The sequence below is a fragment of the Ruegeria halocynthiae genome, assembly GCF_900106805.1.
In the GTDB taxonomy this organism is placed as follows: Bacteria; Pseudomonadota; Alphaproteobacteria; order Rhodobacterales; family Rhodobacteraceae; genus Ruegeria; species Ruegeria halocynthiae.
In genome coordinates, this window is sequence record NZ_FNNP01000001.1 from 1,344,726 (window position 1) to 1,367,062 (window position 22,337).

The following is a 22,337-nucleotide window of genomic DNA, read 5'->3' on the forward strand; positions in this document are numbered from 1 at the left end:
TATTGTCTGCCTATTCACTGGGCCACTCATACAAAGACCGGGACCTGAAATGACTGACTTCAAGAAAATCCTGATCGCCAACCGCGGCGAGATCGCCATCCGCGTCATGCGCGCAGCCAACGAGATGGGCAAGCGTACCGTCGCGGTCTTCGCCGAGGAAGACAAGTTGGGCCTGCATCGGTTCAAAGCGGACGAGGCCTATCGCATTGGCACGGATCTGGGACCGGTCGCGGCCTATCTGTCGATTGACGAGATCATCAGGGTAGCCAAGGAATGCGGCGCCGACGCCATCCATCCCGGTTACGGGCTGCTGTCCGAAAACCCGGACTTTGTGGATGCCTGTGTTCAGAACGGAATCACTTTCATCGGCCCCAAGGCCGAGACCATGCGTGCACTGGGTGACAAGGCCAGCGCACGAAAGGTAGCTATTGCGGCCGACGTTCCGGTCATTCCTGCGACCGAAGTGCTGGGCGACGACATGCAATCCATCAAGGCCGAAGCGGCCGAGGTCGGATATCCGCTGATGCTGAAAGCCAGCTGGGGTGGCGGCGGACGTGGGATGCGCCCGATCCTGTCCGAGGATGAGCTGGAAGAAAAAGTGCTGGAAGGACGCCGAGAGGCCGAAGCCGCCTTTGGCAACGGCGAGGGGTATCTCGAAAAGATGATCACCCGTGCCCGCCATGTGGAAGTGCAGATCCTGGGCGACAAGCATGGTGAAATCTATCACCTCTATGAGCGCGACTGTTCGGTCCAGCGGCGCAATCAAAAGGTCGTGGAACGCGCCCCTGCCCCTTACCTTACCGATGAGCAACGCGCCGAGATTTGTGAATTGGGTCGCCGCATCTGCGCTCATGTGAACTATGAATGTGCAGGAACAGTTGAATTCCTGATGGATATGAACACCGGCAAGTTCTATTTCATCGAGGTCAATCCGCGCGTACAAGTCGAACACACCGTCACCGAAGAGGTCACGGGAATCGACATCGTGCAAGCTCAGATTCTGATTGCCGAAGGCAAGGCATTGGCCGAGGCAACCGGCAAAGCCAGCCAAGATGATATCCGCCTGAACGGCCACGCGCTGCAGACCCGTGTCACCACTGAGGACCCGCTGAACAACTTTATCCCGGATTATGGCCGCATTACCGCCTATCGTTCAGCCACAGGAATGGGCATCCGACTGGACGGTGGTACGGCTTACGCGGGTGGTGTGATCACGCGGTACTATGACTCGCTGCTGACAAAGGTCACAGCCTGGGCGCAGACGCCTGAGAAAGCGATTGCCCGAATGGACCGCGCCTTACGTGAGTTCCGTGTGCGGGGGGTGTCGACCAACATCGCCTTTGTCGAGAACCTGCTAAAACACCCGATCTTCCTGTCGAATGAATACACCACCAAATTCATCGACGAGACGCCGGATCTGTTCCAGTTCAAAAAGCGCCGCGACCGGGGCACCAAGGTTCTGAACTATATTGCCGACATCACCGTGAACGGGCACCCTGAAACCAAGGACCGCCCCATGCCGCGCCTTGACCTGAAAGAAGCGCGCCCACCTGCACCCAAGGCCGAGTCCCAGATGGGCACCCGCAACCTGCTGGAGCAAAAGGGCCCGCAGGCCGTGGCCGACTGGATGAAAGCGCAGCGGCAGTTGCTGATTACCGACACCACCATGCGAGACGGACACCAATCGCTGCTGGCAACGCGGATGCGGTCGATCGACATGATCAAGGTGGCGCCTAGTTTTGCCGCGAACCTGCCGCAACTGTTCAGCGTCGAATGCTGGGGTGGTGCGACTTTCGATGTCGCCTATCGGTTTTTGCAAGAGTGCCCGTGGCAACGTCTGCGTGACCTGCGCGAGACGATGCCGAATTTGATGACCCAAATGCTGCTGCGTGGGGCGAACGGGGTTGGTTACACCAATTATCCCGACAATGTGGTGCAGGAGTTTGTTCGCCAGGCCTCGAAGAATATCGATGTGTTCCGCGTGTTCGACTCGCTGAACTGGGTTGAGAACATGCGTGTGGCGATGGATGCGGTCGTTGAGAACGGCAAAATCTGCGAAGGAACGGTATGTTACACCGGTGACATTCTCGACCCGGATCGCGCCAAGTACGACTTGAAGTACTATGTGGGTATGGCCAAGGAACTGCGTGACGCAGGGGCGCATGTGTTGGGCCTGAAGGACATGGCAGGCCTGCTGAAACCGGCCTCGGCCCGCATCCTGATCCGGGCATTGAAGGAAGAGGTCGGACTGCCGATCCACTTCCACACCCACGACACTGCCGGTATCGCAAGCGCCACCATTCTGGCCGCGTCTGAGGCCGGCGTGGATGCGGTGGATTGCGCGATGGACGCGTTCTCGGGCAACACATCCCAAGCGACACTGGGCACCGTGGTCGAGGCACTTCGCCATACCGAGCGTGACACCGGGCTGGACATCAAGGCGATCCGCGAGATCAGCGATTATTTCGAGGCGGTCCGCGGTCAGTATGCGGCGTTCGAATCCGGCTTGCAGGCTCCGGCCTCCGAAGTGTACCTGCACGAAATGCCGGGGGGCCAGTTCACCAACCTCAAGGCGCAGGCGCGGTCTCTGGGACTTGAAGAGCGCTGGCACGAGGTGGCTCAGATGTACGCAGACGTAAACCAGATGTTCGGTGACATCGTGAAGGTTACACCGTCGTCGAAAGTGGTCGGCGACATGGCGTTGATGATGGTCAGTCAAGGGTTGATCCGGGATGATGTCGAAAACCCCGGTACAGACGTCGCCTTCCCCGATTCCGTCATCGACATGATGCGCGGCAATCTGGGTCAACCTCCTGGGGGGTTCCCCGACACCATCATCAAGAAGGCCCTCAAGGATGAGACCCCCAATACCGAACGCCCCGGCAAACATGTCCTGCCAGTCGATCTTGAGACCGCCCGCGCCGATCTGTCCAAGCAGTTGGACGGTAAAGAGATCGATGACGAAGACCTGAACGGATATCTGATGTATCCTAAGGTGTTTCTCGATTACATGGGGCGCCACCGGATCTATGGCCCGGTCCGCACCCTGCCCACGCGGACTTTTTTCTATGGCATGGAGCCCGGTGAAGAGATCGCCGCCGAGATCGACCCCGGCAAGACGCTGGAAATCCGCTGTCAGGCGATTGGCGAGACCGACGAGAATGGTGAAGTTCGTGTGTTCTTCGAGCTCAACGGCCAACCCCGTGTGGTCCGGGTACCGAACCGTCTGGTCAAAGCGACAACCGAGCAGCGCCCCAAGGCCGAGATCGGGAACGCCAACCACATTGGCGCGCCAATGCCGGGGGTTGTAGCAACCGTGGCAATCACAGCTGGGCAAGAGGTCAAAGAAGGCGATCTTCTGCTGACCATCGAAGCGATGAAAATGGAAACCGGCATCCACGCCGAGCGCGATGCAGTGGTCAAGGCCGTCCATGTCCAGCCCGGCGGCCAGATTGACGCAAAGGACCTGTTGGTCGAGCTGGAATAAGCTGCGATAAGGCAGACAGACAGGCCGCATGGGAAACTGTGCGGCCTGTTGTTGTTCAGATTTTCGGAGACCACTTATGCTGACCATTACCCCGATCTATGCCGCCCTGATCGCCATTTTGTTTGTTGCGCTCAGCGTCAATGTCATCCGGGTGCGCCGCAGCGGCAAAATCTCGGTTGGCGATCATGGTGACAAGGCGATGATCAAGGCCATGCGCATTCAGGCAAACTGCGCCGAATATGCGCCATTCGCATTGTTGCTGATCGCAATGGTCGAACTGCAGGGCGCTGGCGGTCTACTGGTTAATCTGTTGGGGCTGTCGTTGCTGGCTGGTCGTTTGCTGCACGCCTACGGATTCGGGCGCACCCCTCAGATCATCATCTTGCGCCAGATCGGTATGCTGCTGACCTTTGCCGCCATTCTGGTCGCCGCCATCGCAGGTCTTTTCCTGGCTTTGTAAAGCCGGGCGTTGGCCGGTTGGATATCGCCTAACCGGTCACAATACGGTTTTCGATGCCATGTGCGGGTTCCGGAGATTGTTCGACCGCCCCCAGCTGATCGTTACCAACCTCGCAAAGCGCGGCACCCAAAAGGATAAGCGCTGTTAGCAAAACCATTTTTATGCTTTCAACCTGTGCCATTCAAATCCCTCTGCCTTTGGCGTTTCTCAAATCTCTGAGTCTTTAACGCAGCAATACACAGCTTCCGTCGCAAAAGATTTTTTTGGATTTTGCGTTTTTCCTCTTGCAGCTTTGCCCCAGAATTAATAGTTCACGCCTCACTCAACGGCGCGGGCGTAGCTCAGGGGTAGAGCATAACCTTGCCAAGGTTAGGGTCGGGCGTTCGAATCGCCTCGCCCGCTCCATTGAGAGGTCTTCGGACCACATAAGTATCTGATGCGGGCGTAGCTCAGGGGTAGAGCATAACCTTGCCAAGGTTAGGGTCGGGCGTTCGAATCGCCTCGCCCGCTCCAGATACCAGACCTTCAACACCTGCTTGAATGCGACGCTGTGCGGAACACCTTTCTGCTTTGACATCGCTATTACTTCCATCCCAAAGTCGCCACAACGGGCGCGGAGGATGGATTTGACCAGACGATACAGTTTTCCTGAAGGGCATTGGGATTGGCCCGTCAAATTGACCCATCACCACGCAGTCCGTGCAGGTGAAATGATTTTCACCGGCGGGCAGGTCGATCTGGATGCGCATGGCAACGTACGCAATATTGGCGATCTGGAAGCGCAGTGCAAAAACTCCATGGCGTATATGGCCGACCTGTTTGCTGATCTCGACGTGGAATTCGATGATCTGGTGCGTTTAGTCGTCTATTATGTGGGGGATGCGGCTGATGAGGCCCACTTGATGGAGCTTCTGTCTCAGATCATTGGTGACACCGCACGCCCCGTGATCAGCATGATCAACATGCCAGAGCTGTGTTATCCGGACATGCTCACCGAAATAGAAGGCGTCGCCATGCGGCGCCCAGACGGGACCAGAGTACCAAAGCAGTGCCATCGGCTAGACGATATGCCGTATTTACCGGACGGCTTTTCACATGTGCTACGGTCCGGTGATATGGTTTTTACCAGCGAGATGTCTGCCCTGACATCGCATGGTACGGTTGAGGCCCCCGGCGACATTCCGACCCAAACTGCTAAAACCATGGAGCGTTTGACGCGGGCGCTGTCGGCTGTTGGCGCGGAGTTGCAGGATATTGTCAAACTCAGCACATTTTATGAGGATGATCTACATGGCAGTGCCTGGCGGAAGGCAGCAGGCCTAAGGTCCGCTTATTTTTCTGATCCCGGACCTGCGGCGACGGGAATACCAGTTCCCGGTTTTGCACAAGAAGGTTTGACAACCAAAATTGCGGCAACGGCAATTTGCGCGCCAGAGAATGACCGAAAAAGGCGATTTTCATGGCCGGACGGGCATTGGAACTGGACCGCTCCGCTTCCTTACAAGCATGGCAATATGTGCGGTAATATCATCCATATTGGCGGGCAAGTCGCATTGGATCATCAGGCGAATGTCCTACAATCCGGGGATATGGTGGCGCAAACTCGGATCGCGATGGATAACCTGTCCAAGGTTCTGGCCGAGTTTGATGCGACGCTGGATCACGTCGTGAAAGTCACGACATTCTACCAGGGTAGTGCTTCGGCGGACGCACTGCACGAAAACCTTCTGATACGCTCGAACTCCTACACCGCACCCGGGCCTGCGACGACTGGAATACCGGTGCCCGCGCTTATCTATGAGGGCATGGTGATCGAAATCGAGGCAATAGCGATTCTAGATTAAACCGCCCCGTGCAAGACGCGTTCACGTTGAACCAGCAAAGCACTGGTTCTTTTTGATCGTCTGGGACACTCTGAACCAAGACAGCATCAGAAAAAGGCCTGACCATGCCGCAATATGACATACGCCCGCTCACCCTGGCCGAGGTCCAGTTCGCCGTGAACTGGGCCGGCCGCGAGGGTTGGAATCCGGGCGTACATGATGCCGAATGTTTCCGCCCGACTGACCCGGATGGTTTTTTGGGCGGGTTTCTGGATGGTGAGATGATCGCCTCGGTTTCGGCGGTGAACTACGACGATGCGTTCTCGTTTTTGGGGTTTTACATCGTTCGGCCCGAGTTTCGCGGGTCGGGCCACGGGCTTAAAATCGCCCAGCACGCGCTCGCCCATTGCAAGGGGCGCAATATGGGGCTGGATGGCGTGATCGAGCAACAGGACAACTATCGCAAGTCAGGCTTTCATTTTGCCTATAACAACTATCGTTTTACTGGAACAAAAACCGCTATCTTGGCCGCACTTGGGGCGCAACACGAGTTTAGCATCGAGCCTCTGACAAACACCTCTGAGAACCTGTTAACCTATGACCGCGCCCTGTTCCCTGCCCCACGCGGAGTTTTCCTGCGCGATTGGCTGCGCGCACCAAGCCATACGTCGCGCGCGTTCATCGAAAACGGTGACATCAAAGGCTATGTGACACTGCGCCCTTGCCAAACCGGCTATAAAATCGGGCCGCTTTTTGCGGATAGTTCTGACATTGCGCGGGCACTGATGGCCTCGGTTCTGGACACTATCCCGGAGGACCACGCAACACACGAGGTGTTCATCGACATACCCCAACCCAATACCGCCGCCTTTGCGTTGGTTGATGCGCTGGGGCTGGAAAAGGTCTTTGAAACCGCACGGATGTATTCGGATCATGAACCCGAGATTGACCTGAATCGAATCTTCGGCGTGACAACGTTTGAGCTGGGCTAGAACGCCTTAAACGTCATCGTGGTCAGTGAGCGTTCGATATTGGGAATTACCAGCAAATTTTCGTTGATGAAATGACCCACATCATCGGTTTCGGGGATGTAGAGCTTCAACAGCAGGTCATACTCTCCGCTTGTGGAGTACAGTTCCGAGTGGATTTCGCGCAGAGCGATCTCTTCGGCCACCTTGTAGGTGGTACCAGGTTTACAGCGGATCTGGATGAAAACGCAGGTGGACATGGGCCAAGCCTTGTTGGTTCGTGTTGCCCGCAGGCTGGCACGGGCCGCGCCCGTGTGCAATCCCCTGCAACAGTTTACGGTGAAGGCATCAAGCGGTCTGGATAGGCCGCCCTTCCGGGTCTATAAGCGCCCTCGTAGCAAAAGGAATTCGCCCATGCGCAGCGCTAAGATCAACCGTCAAACCGCCGAGACCGAAATCTCGGTCGAGGTCAATCTGGACGGTATCGGCCAGTATGACAACCAGACCGGCGTCGGGTTCTTTGACCACATGCTGGACCAACTTGCGCGCCATTCACTGATCGACATGACGATCCGCGCCAAGGGTGACTACCACATCGACGATCACCACACGGTCGAGGATACCGGCATCGCCTTGGGTCAGGCGCTAACGCAGGCTCTGGGCGACAAGAAGGGTATCCGCCGCTATGGTGAATGCCACCTGCCCATGGATGACGCGCAGGTCCGCTGCGCGCTGGATTTGTCGGGGCGTCCGTTCCTGATTTGGAATGTGGACCTGCCGACACCCAAGATCGGCACGTTCGACACCGAGCTGGTGCGCGAGTTCTTTCAGGCCCTCAGCACCCATGGCGGCATCACCCTGCATATCGACCAGTTGCACGGGTTCAACAGCCACCACATCGCCGAGGCTGCCTTTAAGGCCGTCGCCCGCGCGTTGCGGCTTGCGGTCGAGACCGATCCGCGCAAGGCGGATGCGATTCCCTCGACCAAGGGCGCGCTGTAGATGCTCACAGCAATCATCGATTACGAGAGCGGTAACCTGCACTCGGCAGAGAAGGCGTTCCAACGCATGGCGCGCGAGTTGGACGCGGGCGAGGTTGTCGTGACCTCGGACGCCGAAGTCGTCGCGCGTGCGGATCGATTGGTCCTACCCGGAGACGGAGCCTTCCCGGCTTGTGCCGCTGAACTGCGTGGCCACAAGGGCATCTATGACGCGATGGTTGAAGCCGTCGAGCAGAAGGGCCGCCCGTTTCTGGGCATCTGCGTCGGTATGCAGCTAATGGCGACCAAAGGCCACGAATACATCGAGACCGACGGTCTGGGCTGGGTTGCCGGAGATGTCGTAAAGATCGAGCCCTCAGACAGCGCCCTGAAGGTGCCGCATATGGGCTGGAACAATCTGGTTCTGGAAAGCGAACACCCGGTCTTTGACGGGGTGGCATCAGGTGATCACACCTATTTTGTCCACTCCTACCATTTCCGCGTAACCGATCCGGCACAACGGTTGGCTTATGTGGAGTATGGGCAAGAGGTCACGGCCGTGATTGGCCGCGACACCATGGTTGGGATGCAGTTCCACCCTGAGAAAAGCCAGGACGTCGGCCTGCGGATGATCGGGAACTTCCTGAACTGGACCCCCTGATCGATTATTGAACTCGGGTCCAATCCTGCCCACGACAGATCAATCCGCCCGCGACGCAGCCCTTCACTGTCAATTTGTTCTGTCCATTCAGGGACATTTTTGAATTGTAGGTCTTATCTCGGTCCGGCGCCCAGACTTTGCCTCCGCTATAGGCACCACCGCCATCTGGCACCATGTCCCAGATGATTTGCTTGCCAAGATTCTCGTATTCCAGCTGCTCATTCCCATCAGCATCAAACGCTGTGTCGATGGTACCGCAAATGGCGCTGCCGCATTCGGAAATCGACACATGCAGATAGCCGCCGGTATCGCCCGGAGCGGTCTTCCACAGACCATCAACCGGATCATCAGCAAGGGCCGTCGTAGCCATCGCAGTGAATACTGCCGCAAGAGTAAATGTCTTCATAGTTGTCTCCCTGTTTTACAGTCAGTCTGACCTGCCGTTCAACGCCGGGCAAGATTGACTTTGCGTCGCGTTGCGCCCCTGCCCCGCCTGTGCGATATCCCGCGCGTGTAACAGTGATATAGGGCCGCCCGACATGATCCTCTACCCCGCCATCGATCTGAAAGACGGCAATGCCGTGCGCTTGCTGCGCGGTGAAATGGACAAGGCAACGGTCTTTAACGAAGACCCCGCCGCACAGGCTCGCGCCTTTGTCGAAGCAGGCTGTGAATGGCTGCATCTGGTGGACCTGAACGGTGCCTTTGCCGGTGAGCCGGTGAACGCCACCCCGGTCGAAGCGATCCTGAAGGCCTGCGACGTGCCCGCTCAGCTGGGTGGCGGCATCCGCGACATGGCCACGATCGAGACCTGGATCGACAAAGGTCTGGCTCGGGTAATTTTGGGCACCGTTGCGGTCGAGAACCCCGATCTGGTGCGCGAAGCGGCCAAAGCCTTTCCCGGCAAGGTCGCTGTGGGGATCGACGCACGCAACGGCATGGTCGCCACCAAGGGTTGGGCCGAAGAGACCAACGTGCAGGTCACTGATCTGGCCCGCAGCTTCGAGGACGCAGGTGTAGCCGCCATCATCTACACCGACATCAACCGCGACGGCGCGATGCAAGGCCCGAACATCGAAGCCACCGCAGCACTTGCACAGGCGGTCTCAATCCCGGTGATTGCAAGCGGCGGCGTCAGCTCTCTGGATGATTTGATCGCCCTGCGTGACTGCGGTGTGAACTTGAACGGCGCAATCTCAGGCCGCGCGCTGTATGATGGCGCGATTGACCTGGCCGAGGCCATTCGCGCCCTAAGCTAAGTTACTGCGCGGCGGCAGCTGTAAGTTTCGCCAAAGCCCCGCGCATTTTCTCGATCACGGGTGAATTTTCTACCTCGTCAAGCTCATCCATGGTCTCTTTCGGATCCTCATAGGCCAACCAGACCTGACCGTTTGCATCCTCATAGGCCTGCACCTTCAGCGGCAGGAACAATCCGGCGCGCGGGTCGATTTGCATCGCAGGTGTACCCAGCTTGGGATTGCCGAAGATCAGTACTTGATTTGGCGGAATGGGCGTGCCGACTTTTTCGGCCCCAGCCGCGTGATCGATACGGGCAAAAACGGTCGCACCTGCATTGCCCACCGCAGCTTCGAGTGCGTCCAGCGCCTCGCTCACGGATTTGTTGGTTTCAACTTTGATAATGTCGTCAGCCATAGCGGACAGAGCGCCCCCGATTGTGAATATTGTTGCCAGAAGAAGATGCCGCATATCAGAATTCCTTTTCATGAATTTCCCCTCTAATTTCCATGGCTTCGTGACAGATGGCAATCACAAGTCTGGCATCGGCGGGGCTTTGCCGGTAAGGGTGCGGCCAACAAAGGAAGGCCGATGCTGAAAACTCGTATCATTCCCTGTCTGGATGTCGCTGACGGCCGCGTGGTCAAAGGCGTGAATTTCGTGGGCCTGCGCGATGCCGGTGACCCGGTGGAATCAGCCAAGGCTTATGACGCAGCCGGAGCCGATGAGATCTGTTTTCTGGACATCCATGCAACCCATGAAAATCGTGGCACAATGTTCGATGTGGTTCAGAGAACGGCAGAACAGTGCTTTGTTCCCTTAACCGTAGGTGGAGGTGTTCGCACCAAAGATGACGTGCGCGCCCTGCTGCTAGCGGGGGCGGATAAGGTCAGCTTTAACTCGGCCGCCGTGGCAAACCCGGATGTAATCGCTGAGGCAGCCGACCAGTTTGGCAGCCAGTGCATCGTCTGCGCCATCGATGCTAAGACCGTCAGCCCCGGCAAGTGGGAGATATTCACCCACGGTGGGCGCAAGCCCACCGGCATCGATGCCGTCGAATTTGCCAAAACAGTCGTTGCCAAGGGCGCAGGGGAGATTCTGCTGACATCGATGGACCGCGATGGCACCAAGGCCGGGTTCAACCTACCGCTGACCCGTGCGATCAGTGACGAGGTGGATGTGCCGGTGATCGCCAGCGGCGGCGTCGGCAATCTGGATCATCTGGTTGAAGGTGTCACCAAAGGCGGTGCAAGTGCCGTGCTGGCGGCCTCGATCTTCCATTTCGGCGAATACACCATCCAAGAGGCCAAAGAGTACATGGTCGCCGCCGGCATTCCGATGAGGCTGACATGAGTATTTTACACGATCTTGCCGCGACAATTGAGGCCCGCAAAGGCGCAGATCCTGACAGTAGCTGGACCGCCAAGCTGCTGTCCAAGGGCCCCGAGAAATGTGCCGAGAAGTTTGGTGAAGAAGCCATCGAGGCGATCATCGAAGCCGCCAAGGGAGACCGCACAAAGCTGACCTCCGAGGCGGCGGATGTTCTCTATCACCTTCTGGTCATGCTGTCCGCGCGCGATGTGGCGCTGGACGATGTATTGAATGAACTGGCCCGCCGTCAGGGCACAAGCGGAATCGCGGAAAAGTCGGCCCGACCAAAAGGTTGACCATCTGGGTTACACGTGAAGACACGGGCCGCTATACTGCGGGTTCGGTTGCATATTGGGCGAAGGGCACAGGCATGATCAGAGCTTTGGCGTTTGCGGCAGCCCTTGCCATCATGACCGCTTGCTCTGCCCTTCCTTCTTCCACAGGGGATGAGGTTCAGCGCCTGTCCGACGAAATCCAAAGCCTGGGACCGGATATTGATCCGCAGGAGGCGGATCGCGCTGCGCGGATTGCTTATGCATATACTGCTCAGTTGGCTCAAGAATACGAGATCACCGACCCGCCCCTGATCCACAACGCCAAGGTCAACAAGGGCCTGCGTCCGCGCGGTCTCTGCTGGCATTGGGCCGAGGATATCGAACGCCGTCTGAATCAGGAACAGTTCCGCACCCTCGAGATGCACCGCGCCATCGCCAATGCGGACAACCCTTTCCGCATCGATCACAGCACTGCCATCATCAGCCGCAAGGGTGAAACCATGTATGATGGCGTCGTACTGGACCCGTGGCGCTATGGCGGGGTACTGTATTGGTCACCTCTGGTTGAAGACACGCGCTATGACTGGGTCCCACGTGAGGTGGTTCTGGAAAAGCGCCGTCAGGAGCAAATGGGCCGGTTGAAACCTCTGGCAGCGAACTGAACTCATCGCAACGCAGATCAGCGCGTGGAATAGCTATCCATGAGCGATTGCAGTTCCTCTTGTGACTCTGGAAAACGAGGATAGCTGTGAATGGTCGGAACATGCGCCCAAGGCATCTTTTCGTCTGTCATCACCTCAACAAACGGCTCAAACGACGCAGCTTGCTCCAGCATTGATGTGCGCAGGTTAATCCGTTCGGACGTGCCCCCGATCTGGGAATAAACAAAGTTCAGGCACGATTTACAGAAGAAGTGCACGCGCCCACCTGACCCAAGCCCGCCGCGAACCAGATCACCAGTGCAGGAGAAACCGCCGCGCGGAAACATCGTAGTGAGCGTATACGCGCTGGCACTGAGTTTTTGACAGTCCCGGCAGTGGCACGCCATCGTCAAAAGCGGCGACACAGCCACACGAATCTGCACCGCACCGCAAAGGCACGCACCTGTATATGGAGGTTCTGGAAACGTCATCGATGGTTAAACACCTTCCATATCGCCAGACCTACACCACGCGCCAGGCGTACTCGGTGCGGTCCAGCGCGAGGTTCGAATCGCTCACAGCTTGGATGAGATTACACCGGTTGCGAACCCACCCATACGCAGTTCTCCGAACAGACGTTGATATTCGATCTTTGGACACCGGTTCATGACCACATCCACGCCTCCTGCCTGTGCTTTGTCAGCTGCTTCGGCATGTTCAACTCCGATCTGCATCCAGATCGTGCGCATACCGGGAAACACAGCCATAGCCTCATCAACGATGGGCGGCACGGCCTCGGACCGGCGGAAGATATCCACCATATCGACGGGCTCGGAAATCTCGGACAAGGCGGACCGCACCGTCTGACCAAACAGCGGCTTGCCCGCATGACCGGGATTGACCGGGATCACCGTATATCCTTTGAGCGACAGGTAACGCGCCACATAATAGCTGGGTCGCACCGGGTTCATCGACACACCAACGACGGCAACCGTTTTGGTGCGCTTCAATATCGTGGTTAGAAATGGATCGGAATAGTCAGGCATGGACCTACCCTAAACACCGCGTCAGAAAGAAAAAAGCGCCCAGGTCAGACCTGAGCGCCAGTTGTTGGAACGAGGGACAGTGAAATGACCCGCGGCAGTTCCATTCCGCGGTCACTGTGACATTTAAGCATGAGTTTGTTAAAAAAAAGAGGGTGCGCGCAATTTTGTGATGACAGCTCACAAAAGGCGGAAACTTGCCAATCAGGACGTACTGTGCTTCTGCCGGATTTGCGCCGTCGATCATAGTGAGGTGCGGCGGGTAGCCTTACGCGGTAATTGCCAAGCGATCTATTAGTACAGAACGTCGGGCCAGTGCTCCTCGGCCTCGCGGATATTTCTGGACGCATTCTTTTCCCAAATGCGTTCAATTGCTTCTGAATGTGTCAGATACAACCGTCCGTCCACGATTTGCCACGCTTGCGGATCAGTACTGCTGAGCCTGCCTTTCGCCATCGCATAGGCACAATAACCGCCGAATTGGGGGGCAAAGGCGCGCGGATTACGTTCGAACCGATCGCGGTTCTCTTCCGAAGCAAATCGCCACGTGGCACCTTTCCACATTAATGCGATGTCGGGCTGACCCAGTATCGGAGTTCCGGCCTTGAAATAGGAAACAGCGTCATAGCCCGAGATCGCCATCCCATTATCGGCGTAGAACATCTTCACTTCCTGTGCACCAACAACTGGGGCAATTGCGATACAGGAGAGACTGGTCAAAAAGGAACGTCGGGACAGCATGAGTGATTCATTAATACGCTTCGAGAAGGCTCCAAGATGCATGTTTCAATCCGCTACTGAAACCCCTATGACGCCGTTGTGAACAGGTGTGCAATCGCTAGTCGAAAACGTCCTCGATCACATCCCATGCTTCGTCCAGCACCCGCGAGAACAAGCCTCGCTTTTTCTTCTTTTTGTATTTCTTGTATTTCCGTGCCGGTTTGTAGCCTTGGGTCGGCCGTTCGGCCAGCTTGACCTTTGGCACCATCTTGAGATTGTGCAGAGGGGCGCCGCAATTCGCGCAACTCAACTCGTGCTGCTGCTTTCCCTTCAGAACCAGAGCGGCTCGTGTCCCGCAATAACAGCAGGTGGCAATTTTATGCGGTGTTGAAATGTGAGCCTCCTGTCATCTGGGCTGTGAAGCATATAGTGCAATCGCCGCAGCATTTGAGACGTTGAGCGATCCAAATCCCCCTGCCGCGTCAATTTTAACCAATTGATCCACGGTTTCCTTGGTCTTTTGCCTCAGCCCCGGGCCCTCAGCCCCCAGTACCAGCGCTACAGGGCGATCCCGCTTATCGCTGAGTGTGGCTTCGATGGTCTCGTCGGCCTCTCCATCCAGGCCAAGCACCAGATAACCCATATTTTGCAATTCGATGATCGTGTCGGCCAAGTTGCGGACGCGCAGATACGGTTGCCTCTCTAACGCGCCGCTGGCGGTTTTGGCCAATGCACCGGTTTCGGGGGCCGAATGATGTCGTGTGCCGATCACGGCACTGGCCCCAAATACTTCGGCCGAGCGCAGAATCGCCCCGACATTATGTGGGTCTGTCACCCGATCCAGCAGCAGCACGCGCGGGATTTCCTGACCAATACAATTCTCGGCAAGCCCCCCCCAGTTCAGCGGCTTAACCTCAAGCGCTGCACCTTGATGAACCGAGCCGGGATCTATCGGAGCCGTAAATTTCCGCGGATCAGCCATTTCAGGTGCGATCCCTGCAATTTCAATGGCTTCGGCCAATTTATCACCAGCGTTACGTGTTACGATCAGGCGCAGTTTTTGCCGCTTGGGGTTCATCAGCGCGTCCCTTACGGCGTGCAAACCGAACAGCCAGACTGTTTCCGCCGCGGTAGCTTTACGCGCCTGTTCCTTCTCAACGACCCACTTAGGTTTCTTCATGTTACGGGCCTCCGGGCCGGGAATTCGGTTTCCTGCGTCAAAGCAGTATTTTCCTGTTGACGCCCTTTAGACGCGCTAGTAATCACGCCTCCACGTCAGGTGCAACGCCTGACAGTGGGCGACAGGCCGCAAGGTGTGGCAGGGGACTGTAACTCCCTCGCGGAGACGCACGCCTGGTTCGATTCCAGGGTCGCCCACCACTTTCCGCTTTTCTCATATTTGGTCCACTTATTCCTACAACTTCGTGAGAACGATGCCTCATAAACTCAGGCCGCTCGAGTCTCGAGCTAATCTGACACGGGACCAAATGACAGCGACATCTCCTCATTTTCATCGAAACGGTAGGGGGCCGTCAGGGTTATAATGCGGGATGGGTCAATCTCTTTCGGGATCTTTTGTCCCGCTATCCAAACCCGCAGGTTTGCATCGGGCGCGTGCGGGTCACGGTCGCTGTAAATTGAATGCCCAGGTGCGAAATACGCCATATTACCCGCAATCCAGTTATCAGCAGCAATCACGCTGTCGGGCGAGGTCTGCGTCATTATCCGGGCTGTCAAATCCTCGAAAGGCGCGGCACGCTTGGCGTCTCCGGCAAGGTTATGGTGCAACATTGCCAATGCGATAATCCCTGCCAGTACCGCGCTGACCTGAGCAAACCGCCTGGTCCCTTTGGCACCTGTATGGGGCAGCAGCCATAAAACCAGAACAGGGCCGGCGTAGATCAGGAAAGGTTGCAGCCAGCGGTCCTTTACATTCGTGCTACCACTCAGCAGCACGATTATCGCCATAAGAACCAGTGCCCAGAACAGAGTGCGCGACATAAATCGCATTAGATCATCGGCAGCAACGAACGACCCCTGTCGTCGAAAGGCCAGCCAAAGGACGCCCACGACGATCAACAAGAGAGATACAAAGCCCAGCGCCGCCAATGCCAACTCGACCATACCCTGCGCAGCGACCAGCACGGTCGAACCTTCCCCGCTCATGTCCAGTTTGCGCGCACTTGAAAAGGCGTGCTCGGGGTTGTTCAGAAGCCAAAGAAACGGCGGGGTCACCATCACGGTTACGATGCCAATTGAAAACAGCAATCGAGGTGAGCAAAGCGACCTACGCGATGCCGGGTCGCTGAAGGTAGCAAGCAGCATGGCCAACAGCGCGACTGCATAATTGTATTTCGACAAACTGCCCATTGCCACAACAATGCCCAACATAACAAATCCCCGGGTGGTCGGCTTTCGAATCAAGCTCCAGATCACGGCAAAACTCAGCACCGAGCAGAAATTGACCAGAACCGAGTGGGTTAACGCGCGCTGCGCCTCCCAACTGATTTGGTAGAGCATAAGCAGAGACAGCACCGACAGCCCCGCCATCAACGGAGAGCGCCGGGTACGGATAATAAGATAAAGCGTGACTGCGGTCGCCAACAACAAGTAGTTTTTTAGCAGCGACAGGCCCAACAAACCCGGTCCGGTTATCTGAAACACAGCCCATTGCAGCCACGCGTATAGCGGCAGTTGCGGGCCGTAGCCCCATTCAAGCTGGCGCGCATCGAGAAGGATCTCGGCCTCATCCAGCCCAAGTGCTCCGCCCGTTGCGATACGTAAAACGACATGAAGCAAATAATAACCGGTAAACAGGCAAATCCAGAACCGGTCAGCAGACATCATACCTTCGGCCATTGAAGAACGGCCTGCGCCACGGCTGCCTTCCAAAGATGACTCGCGCGAACCGCTCTGACCCTGGATCATGGATAAGCCTATTTCATCGGCGTTCGCACAGTATGGCTGGATGCCGGGTTGCAACTTCGGCCGAAGCTAGACCCGAGAACGGGCCTCAAGTCCACCACTTTTGCAACTTGCGAACGCAATGGCAAAGATCGCACGCAGTTTGCAGCAAGTCCGGGACTGAACCCTTATCCGCCAGAAGAGGCGATGTGTTGCGCACCGGTTTGTGACACTTTGTCCAGCCAGTCAGTCAGGCCTTGAATATCGGGATCCAGCGCCAGCGCCATGCCACCTGCGAAGTCCTGAAACCGCTCGATGTTGAGCCGGTTGACACCGACCAGTACAGGTATGTCCCGCTCTAACGCTTCGGCAATAATTGGGCGAAAACCGCGCCCGTCAGCCTCGTGTTTTCCGAATTTGTTGATGATCAGCAATTGCGGAGCATTGTCCAGCGACCGTGTGACCAGACCAACGGCGCGTTCCAGCTCGGCCGGGTCCAGACGGCACCCGCGCGCGTTTTTACCCAGAGATTGTGAGATGCGGATGGTTTCGCCGGTTGGTATTACCTGCAGGTCCATATCGCATTTGTAGCCGTCGGCGCACTCGGTGTTGGTTTGCACCACACCGGTCAGCGGTGTTCCGGCCTTCAGAAGCCCATCTGCAAAAGCACTGAGCAAGAGATCGGTCGCGCCGCGATCGCTGGTTGTTACATAGGCCAGATGCATGTTTTGGACCTCAAGAATTCAAACTGTGACAATTCAGATAGCACGGGTAGACCAGTCCGGCCACTATCAGCTGCTAGGGCAGCGGAGAGAGTCCGATCAAAGGTGTGTGCAGGTGAACAAGAACCGCATAACCGGCAATGGCAGTCAGCCAGACCCACAGGCGCGGCCAAGGGCTTGGTGCCTGCAGCGACAACCGAGCAGTGTTTCGGGACAGGCGATGCCATTCTGACCCCATGTTGCGAGCTGTACGGCGGTCGATCAGTACCATACCCATTCCGGCAAAACCCGCGAACAGTCCAAACAGGATAACATGCGAGAGGCTGCCGTTGGCCAGAAGATGCGCCAGCGACCAGAGCATCAGCGCCGCAAGGACCGGGTGGCGGGTGGTGCGCAGGACACCTGGTTGCTCAGGATCAAATGAGGTGCGCCCCAACCCACCGAACGAGAACGGGTTCTGAATGGAAAGCCCGGCAATAGCCAACCAGCAGACTACGGGCATAATCAGCAATGGCACCCATCGAAATATTGGAAGCGGCGGAATGACCTCGACGTATGGAGCGTTTGCGGCCGCGACAACCAGCCATCCCAGAACGGCCAGAGAAATCAGTGAATAAGTGGCGAAATACCCTCGTTGCCCAAGAACGCCGATCAGCCAGCCGCGCAATGCGGGGCGCGCCGGGATCATGTGACTGAGAAGAAAAGTGGCAAGTGCTGCGAGGAAAAGGCCCCAACCCGTCATTTGTATTCTCCGATCGTGTTATGCCGGGATTACGCTCCGGTGATCGGTTGGTCTTTGTCCGAAATCAAGTGGGGCAAGGGGCGGATACACCGCCCCCGCCCCATTTTATAAGCCAAGTGCTTTGCGACGTTCCTCAGCAAAGCCCTGCACCATTCTATCGGCAATCAACGCCAGAATCGCCATCGCTGCACCCGCTGAGATGCCAAGCCCCACATCGGCCTGCCCCAGCGCCAGATAGATCGACTGGCCCAAACCTGTGGTGCCGATCAGTGCCGCGATCACCAGCATCGCAAAGGCATAAAGGATGGTCTGATTCAGCCCCAGCAGGATGGTCGGTGCGGCATAGGGCGCACGCACATCGCGCATGATTTGCCATTCGGTCGCGCCGCTTGAAATGGCGGCTTCCATCATTTCCTCGGGTGTGTTGACCAACCCGTGCCGGGTATAACGGATCATCGGGACGATGGCGTAGGCGCAAATCGCAAGAAACGCCGAAAACTCGCCAATCTGGAACACCATTAGAACCGGGATCAGGAACACGAACAGAGGGATCGTCTGCAGCATGTCGCAGATCGGTCGTACCACCTTCCAGATCGGCGACCAGACCGCGCTGGCCAAACCGATTAGCCCCCCCATAACGGCGCAGGAAAACACCGCAGCCCCGCTGAGATAAAGCGACAGCAGCGCCCTTTCCCACAAGCCAGAAACAAGAATGGTGCAAAGCAGCCCCACCGACAGCGCCGCCAGACGCCAACCACCCGCAACCCAACCCAGCGCTGCAGCTCCGGTCAGGACAAATGGCCAGGGCAGGTTCGCAATGCCGGTTTCCAGCATTCCGATCAGAATGAGCACAATCAACCCTCCGGTCAGGTGCCCTCGCCAGGTCATCAGCAGGGCGATCGCGGCACTCGCTGCGAAAAGGCCGTAGCTCATCGCCGGGGTCCACGTAAAACCCCATGTGAAAGGCAGCACAGCCTGATCCAAACCGATCCGCAGAGGCAGCAGCACATAGAACAATGAGTTGTTCTTGAGCGCATCCAGCCACGGCCCGTTGGCCTGCGTGAACGCTGTCAGGCCGCCGTCAATCGCGTCGGCCATCGGGTCCAGTACTGTCAACTCGGAAGGGTTCGGAAGCCATGCCCAGAACGCAGCGGTGAACAGCACGGAAAAACCCAGCATCGCCCAGACGACTCTGCGGTCATAGCGTTTACGTTCGGTCGCCAAGGTGCCGCTCATCCGGTCAATCACGACTGCAAAGACGACAATGACCAGACCAGCCATCAGGGCTTCGCCGAACTGCGCCTTTCGCATGGTCAGCAAAACCTCCCAGCCGATATCGTTGAAACCGCCGATGACGGCGGCGATAATCACCATCGACAAGGCCGCCATAAGACACTGGTTCACGCCAACCATGATTTGCGTAGCGGCAGCGGGAATCTCGACCTGAAAAAGCTGCTGAAAGCGTGTCCCACCGGACATAATCGCCGCCTCTTTGATCTCCGGCTCCACACGCTCCAGTCCCAGCATCACATTGCGCGCCATCGGAGGGGCCGCGTAGATGGCCGAAGCAATCAGGCCAACCACTGGACCAAAGCCGAACAGCAACAGCAGCGGTGTGAGATAGGCAAAGGTCGGAACCGTTTGCATAATATCCAGCACCGCCTGAACAAACGTTTTCACCTTGGGTACTTCATTGGCAAGGATGCCAATCGCTCCGCCCATGACCAAAGCGACAGGGACTGATACCGCGACGAGGGCCAGTGTATTCATGCTTTCGGCCCAATACCCTGATGCCAGCACAAAACTGAGGCCGATAAAGCCCAGGGCTGCCATTGGCAATCCACCCAGATACCAGCCCAATGCGGTCACAATGCCAATCAGAATCGGCCAGGGCGTATTGCCCAGCACTAAGTTTGCCCAATTCATCGGATAGGCCATCAGATCCGAGAACAGCCGCGCCGCCGGTTTGATCCCGTTCAAAAACCAATCAAGGAATGTGCCCACCCACTGCGTTGCGGGCAATTCCCATGCGGCGGGCCACTTGACCAGCCAAGGGGCGATACCTTCAAGCACAAGGCAAACGGCACCGACTATCACGGTTATCAGCGCTGCCTGCGCGCCCGTAGTCAGACGGGACACGTGCTGCTTTTGAATGTTGGTCACTGCGGTCATGCGTCGTCTACCTGCAAGGCAGCGGCCAGATCGGACGGATGGACCGTACCAACAACTTTGCCGTCTGCGTCGCGCACTGGCACGGGCTCATAAAGCTCCATGCAATGCGCCAGAGCGGCATCCAGTGTCATCGCAGTGGTCAGACCGGGATCATCCGGCCCGCATTCCGACTCGTCCCGCATGACAGAAGCGACCTTGGCGTGCTGGCCTTTGGCAACATCCTTCGAGAACTCGCGCACGTAATCATCGACCGGGCGCAGAACGATATCCGTAGGCGTACCGATTTGGACAATCTTGCCATCGCGCATGATGGCGATTCGATCGGCCAGTTTCAGCGCTTCCTGAATGTCATGTGTGATAAACACGATAGATTTCTTCAGCGTCGCCTGAATACGAAGGAATTCATCCTGCAATTGACGGCGAATGAGTGGATCCAGAGCCGAGAATGGCTCGTCCAGAAACCAGATATCCGGGTTCACGGCCAAGCTGCGCGCAATTCCAACGCGCTGCCGTTGACCACCCGAAAGCTGGCGCGGGAAACTGTCTTCGCGGCCTTCCAGACCGACCAGAGAAATAACCTCTTGTGCACGGGCGAGCCGCTCTTTTTTACCAACGCCCTGAACACGCAGGGGGTAGGCTACGTTTTCGGCAACCGTCATATGCGGAAACAAACCAAAATGCTGAAACACCATACCCAGCTTTTTGCGACGCAGTTCGGTCAGTGCCCTCTTCGAAGCACCGATCACATTCTCGCCATCCACATGGATCTCACCGCCCGATCCGGGCAGCAACTGTGAAATACAGCGGATCAGCGTGGATTTCCCCGAACCCGAAAGCCCCATGATGACGAACAGCTCGCCTTCTCTGACTTCGAAGTTTGCGTCCTGAACGGCAGGGATGAACCCGTTTTCCCGCAATTCCTTGGCGGCTTGGTCGGCGTCATTCCCTGACCGAGACAACGCGTCGGTCAGGGCTTTGTCAGCGCCGGGGCCAAACACCTGCCAGAGATTCCGGCAGGCGATGGCTGGCGTATTAGCATCAGTCACTGATGTCAGCTCACTGCGTTGCGGCGTCGACAACGGGGCGCCACTTGCCTTCGTTTTCGGCCATCCAGGCAGCAACGACTTCTTCAACTTTTCCGCCGTCGACATCAATCGCACCCATCATCGGCTGCTGGTCTTCTACAGCGAGTTGGTAGTTGCTGAGGATTTCGTAGGCGGCAGGCCATTTATCTTCCATGCCACTCCAGCCCGCCTTAAAGATGCGCGAGGGTGAAAAGTCGCAATCGTTGACGGCGTTAGGGTTCGGACCCCACGCCGGATCGGTAAAGCACGCCTCTTCACCTGCAGGCAGTTCGACGAATTGCACATCATAAGCCGACATCGCCCAATGTGGCTGCCAGAAGGTGATCAGCAGCGGTGATTTACGCTCGGTCGAGGCGCGAAGCTCCGCAATCAGAGCTCCCTCGGATCCGGCGGGCACGGCTTTGAACGGCAGCTCAAGCCCCGTCATCCGGTCGGCTCCGGGTGTACCCCAGTCGGCCGGATAGTCAACAAGACGGCCTCCGGGCAACGTCTCAGCCGTTGCGAATACCTGCGCACAGTCTTTCAGCGCTTCCCACGCTGGCAATCCCGGGCACAATTCGGCAACGTGGGCAGGGTAGGCGATGCCTTCCTTGGCGGCCAACCCCAGATCGCCGATTTCAACCACCGTGCCTTCGCCGATCTTCTTGGCATACTCGTCGGACACGTTCGATGACCAGATTTCCAGCGTCGCGTCGATGTCACCATCAGCTACTGCCTGAAACTGGTTCATCATGCCTGCGGTAATGTACTCAACATTGTAACCCGCGGCCTTCAACATCTCACCCGCGACATGAGTGGTGACGTGCTGACCGGTCCATTCGTTGATCGCCAGTTTGATCGGTTCGTCCACTGCGCCCATATCCGCCGCGTGGGCCGACCCGGCAACGGCGATGGCCAACAGGCTTACGCTTAGCTTATTCATGATAGTTACTCCCTGGTTCTTTTCTTTCCAGTTCGGGATCAAGCCCGGCCGGAACTTTCTTAGGCAACATTACATGCCGCAACATGCACAAATTTGGTCGGAAAAGGAAAGGGAACTGTTGTTCC

At 57.1% G+C, this 22,337-nt stretch carries 25 protein-coding genes and 3 tRNA genes; 13 read left to right on the top strand and 15 right to left on the bottom strand.

Translation table 11 applies throughout. The features are described 5' to 3' along the window. Positions 1-49 precede the first annotated feature (49 nt). Together BLU89_RS06760 and BLU89_RS06765 are read left to right on the top strand one after the other, a co-directional pair. Positions 50-3,487: a pyruvate carboxylase gene (locus BLU89_RS06760; RefSeq protein ID WP_074735475.1), complete on the top strand. Its 3,438-nt coding sequence runs from the start codon at positions 50-52 to the stop codon at positions 3,485-3,487. A gap of 76 nt (positions 3,488-3,563) precedes the next feature. Further along, the gene (locus BLU89_RS06765; RefSeq protein WP_083347683.1) at positions 3,564-3,947 is read left to right on the top strand and encodes an MAPEG family protein; all 384 of its coding nucleotides are present in this window, start codon (positions 3,564-3,566) and stop codon (positions 3,945-3,947) included. Between the two features lie 28 nt (positions 3,948-3,975). Here BLU89_RS06765 and BLU89_RS21505 read toward each other — a convergent pair whose 3' ends face one another. Continuing rightward, complete coding sequence (locus BLU89_RS21505) at positions 3,976-4,128, bottom strand: hypothetical protein (protein WP_176797662.1); 153 nt, start codon at positions 4,126-4,128, stop codon at positions 3,976-3,978. A gap of 149 nt (positions 4,129-4,277) precedes the next feature. Here BLU89_RS21505 and BLU89_RS06770 point away from each other — a divergent pair. The 4 genes from BLU89_RS06770 (at position 4,278) to BLU89_RS06785 (ending at position 6,762) form a co-directional block, all read left to right on the top strand. Next, positions 4,278-4,352, top strand: a tRNA-Gly gene (locus tag BLU89_RS06770). Between the two features lie 33 nt (positions 4,353-4,385). Then, positions 4,386-4,460 (top strand) — tRNA-Gly (locus BLU89_RS06775). 113 nt (positions 4,461-4,573) lie between these two features. Further along, positions 4,574-5,791 (top strand): RidA family protein, encoded by a 1,218-nt coding sequence (locus BLU89_RS06780; protein ID WP_176797663.1) that lies wholly within the window; start codon positions 4,574-4,576, stop codon positions 5,789-5,791. 104 nt (positions 5,792-5,895) lie between these two features. Continuing rightward, complete coding sequence (locus BLU89_RS06785; protein WP_074735478.1) at positions 5,896-6,762, top strand: GNAT family N-acetyltransferase; 867 nt, start codon at positions 5,896-5,898, stop codon at positions 6,760-6,762. Here BLU89_RS06785 and BLU89_RS06790 read toward each other — a convergent pair. Then, positions 6,759-6,998: an Lrp/AsnC family transcriptional regulator gene (locus BLU89_RS06790; RefSeq protein ID WP_074735480.1), complete on the bottom strand. Its 240-nt coding sequence runs from the start codon at positions 6,996-6,998 to the stop codon at positions 6,759-6,761. The two genes, BLU89_RS06785 and BLU89_RS06790, sit on opposite strands and share 4 nt — an antisense overlap. A gap of 154 nt (positions 6,999-7,152) precedes the next feature. Here BLU89_RS06790 and hisB point away from each other — a divergent pair, with 154 nt between their 5' ends. Together hisB and hisH are read left to right on the top strand one after the other, a co-directional pair. Beyond that, positions 7,153-7,740: an imidazoleglycerol-phosphate dehydratase HisB gene (hisB, locus tag BLU89_RS06795; protein ID WP_074736459.1), complete on the top strand. Its 588-nt coding sequence runs from the start codon at positions 7,153-7,155 to the stop codon at positions 7,738-7,740. After that, a complete protein-coding gene (gene hisH / locus BLU89_RS06800; RefSeq protein ID WP_074735481.1) occupies positions 7,741-8,379 on the top strand; it encodes an imidazole glycerol phosphate synthase subunit HisH in 639 nt (212 codons plus the stop codon). 4 nt (positions 8,380-8,383) lie between these two features. Here the strand turns inward: hisH and BLU89_RS06805 are convergent, their stop codons facing one another. Then, on the bottom strand, positions 8,384-8,785 hold the full coding sequence (locus BLU89_RS06805; RefSeq protein ID WP_074735483.1) for a DUF2147 domain-containing protein: 402 nt from the start codon (positions 8,783-8,785) through the stop codon (positions 8,384-8,386). A gap of 133 nt (positions 8,786-8,918) precedes the next feature. Between BLU89_RS06805 and hisA the strand changes: the two genes are divergently transcribed. Further along, complete coding sequence (gene hisA, locus BLU89_RS06810; protein ID WP_074735484.1) at positions 8,919-9,638, top strand: 1-(5-phosphoribosyl)-5-[(5-phosphoribosylamino)methylideneamino]imidazole-4-carboxamide isomerase; 720 nt, start codon at positions 8,919-8,921, stop codon at positions 9,636-9,638. A gap of 1 nt (position 9,639) precedes the next feature. Here the strand turns inward: hisA and BLU89_RS06815 are convergent, their stop codons facing one another. Further along, positions 9,640-10,032 carry a DUF302 domain-containing protein gene (locus BLU89_RS06815; RefSeq protein ID WP_176797683.1) on the bottom strand — a complete coding sequence of 131 codons (393 nt, stop codon included), beginning with the start codon at positions 10,030-10,032 and terminating at the stop codon, positions 9,640-9,642. Between the two features lie 174 nt (positions 10,033-10,206). Between BLU89_RS06815 and hisF the strand changes: the two genes are divergently transcribed. From hisF to BLU89_RS06830, 3 genes are all read left to right on the top strand, one after another. Continuing rightward, the gene (hisF, locus tag BLU89_RS06820; RefSeq protein ID WP_074735487.1) at positions 10,207-10,968 is read left to right on the top strand and encodes an imidazole glycerol phosphate synthase subunit HisF; all 762 of its coding nucleotides are present in this window, start codon (positions 10,207-10,209) and stop codon (positions 10,966-10,968) included. Beyond that, complete coding sequence (locus tag BLU89_RS06825; RefSeq protein WP_074735489.1) at positions 10,965-11,282, top strand: phosphoribosyl-ATP diphosphatase; 318 nt, start codon at positions 10,965-10,967, stop codon at positions 11,280-11,282. Before hisF ends, BLU89_RS06825 begins: the two co-directional genes overlap by 4 nt. A 74-nt stretch (positions 11,283-11,356) precedes the next feature. Then, positions 11,357-11,923: a hypothetical protein gene (locus BLU89_RS06830; protein ID WP_074736461.1), complete on the top strand. Its 567-nt coding sequence runs from the start codon at positions 11,357-11,359 to the stop codon at positions 11,921-11,923. Positions 11,924-11,940: 17 nt separating this feature from the next. Here BLU89_RS06830 and BLU89_RS06835 read toward each other — a convergent pair whose 3' ends face one another. From BLU89_RS06835 to rlmB, 5 genes are all read right to left on the bottom strand, one after another. Next, entirely contained in the window at positions 11,941-12,393 is a 453-nt protein-coding gene (locus BLU89_RS06835) for a GFA family protein (RefSeq protein WP_074735490.1), read from the bottom strand. Positions 12,394-12,477: 84 nt separating this feature from the next. Next, on the bottom strand, positions 12,478-12,948 hold the full coding sequence (locus tag BLU89_RS06840) for a CoA-binding protein (protein ID WP_074735492.1): 471 nt from the start codon (positions 12,946-12,948) through the stop codon (positions 12,478-12,480). A gap of 291 nt (positions 12,949-13,239) precedes the next feature. Beyond that, positions 13,240-13,608, bottom strand: a complete 369-nt coding sequence (locus tag BLU89_RS06845) for a YHS domain-containing (seleno)protein (protein WP_083347684.1) — start codon at positions 13,606-13,608, stop codon at positions 13,240-13,242. A gap of 175 nt (positions 13,609-13,783) precedes the next feature. Then, on the bottom strand, positions 13,784-14,059 hold the full coding sequence (locus BLU89_RS06850) for a hypothetical protein (protein WP_074735493.1): 276 nt from the start codon (positions 14,057-14,059) through the stop codon (positions 13,784-13,786). A gap of 12 nt (positions 14,060-14,071) precedes the next feature. Continuing rightward, positions 14,072-14,845, bottom strand: coding sequence for a 23S rRNA (guanosine(2251)-2'-O)-methyltransferase RlmB (gene rlmB / locus BLU89_RS06855; RefSeq protein WP_074735495.1), 774 nt, complete (start codon positions 14,843-14,845; stop codon positions 14,072-14,074). A gap of 116 nt (positions 14,846-14,961) precedes the next feature. Here rlmB and BLU89_RS21510 point away from each other — a divergent pair. After that, positions 14,962-15,045 (top strand) — tRNA-Tyr (locus tag BLU89_RS21510). 87 nt (positions 15,046-15,132) lie between these two features. Here BLU89_RS21510 and BLU89_RS06860 read toward each other — a convergent pair. From BLU89_RS06860 to BLU89_RS06885, 6 genes are all read right to left on the bottom strand, one after another. Next, entirely contained in the window at positions 15,133-16,593 is a 1,461-nt protein-coding gene (locus tag BLU89_RS06860) for an ArnT family glycosyltransferase (protein WP_074735496.1), read from the bottom strand. A 164-nt stretch (positions 16,594-16,757) separates the two neighbouring features. Continuing rightward, positions 16,758-17,294, bottom strand: coding sequence for a DUF2478 domain-containing protein (locus BLU89_RS06865; RefSeq protein ID WP_074735498.1), 537 nt, complete (start codon positions 17,292-17,294; stop codon positions 16,758-16,760). Positions 17,295-17,367: 73 nt separating this feature from the next. Further along, positions 17,368-18,033 carry an NnrU family protein gene (locus BLU89_RS06870; protein WP_074735499.1) on the bottom strand — a complete coding sequence of 222 codons (666 nt, stop codon included), beginning with the start codon at positions 18,031-18,033 and terminating at the stop codon, positions 17,368-17,370. A 105-nt stretch (positions 18,034-18,138) separates the two neighbouring features. Continuing rightward, entirely contained in the window at positions 18,139-20,205 is a 2,067-nt protein-coding gene (locus BLU89_RS06875) for an ABC transporter permease (protein ID WP_074735501.1), read from the bottom strand. Beyond that, positions 20,202-21,251, bottom strand: coding sequence for a quaternary amine ABC transporter ATP-binding protein (locus BLU89_RS06880; RefSeq protein WP_074736465.1), 1,050 nt, complete (start codon positions 21,249-21,251; stop codon positions 20,202-20,204). The genes BLU89_RS06875 and BLU89_RS06880 overlap by 4 nt, the downstream gene beginning before the upstream one ends. Positions 21,252-21,261: 10 nt before the next feature. Next, positions 21,262-22,212 carry an ABC transporter substrate-binding protein gene (locus BLU89_RS06885; protein WP_074735503.1) on the bottom strand — a complete coding sequence of 317 codons (951 nt, stop codon included), beginning with the start codon at positions 22,210-22,212 and terminating at the stop codon, positions 21,262-21,264. Positions 22,213-22,337: the final 125 nt, after the last annotated feature.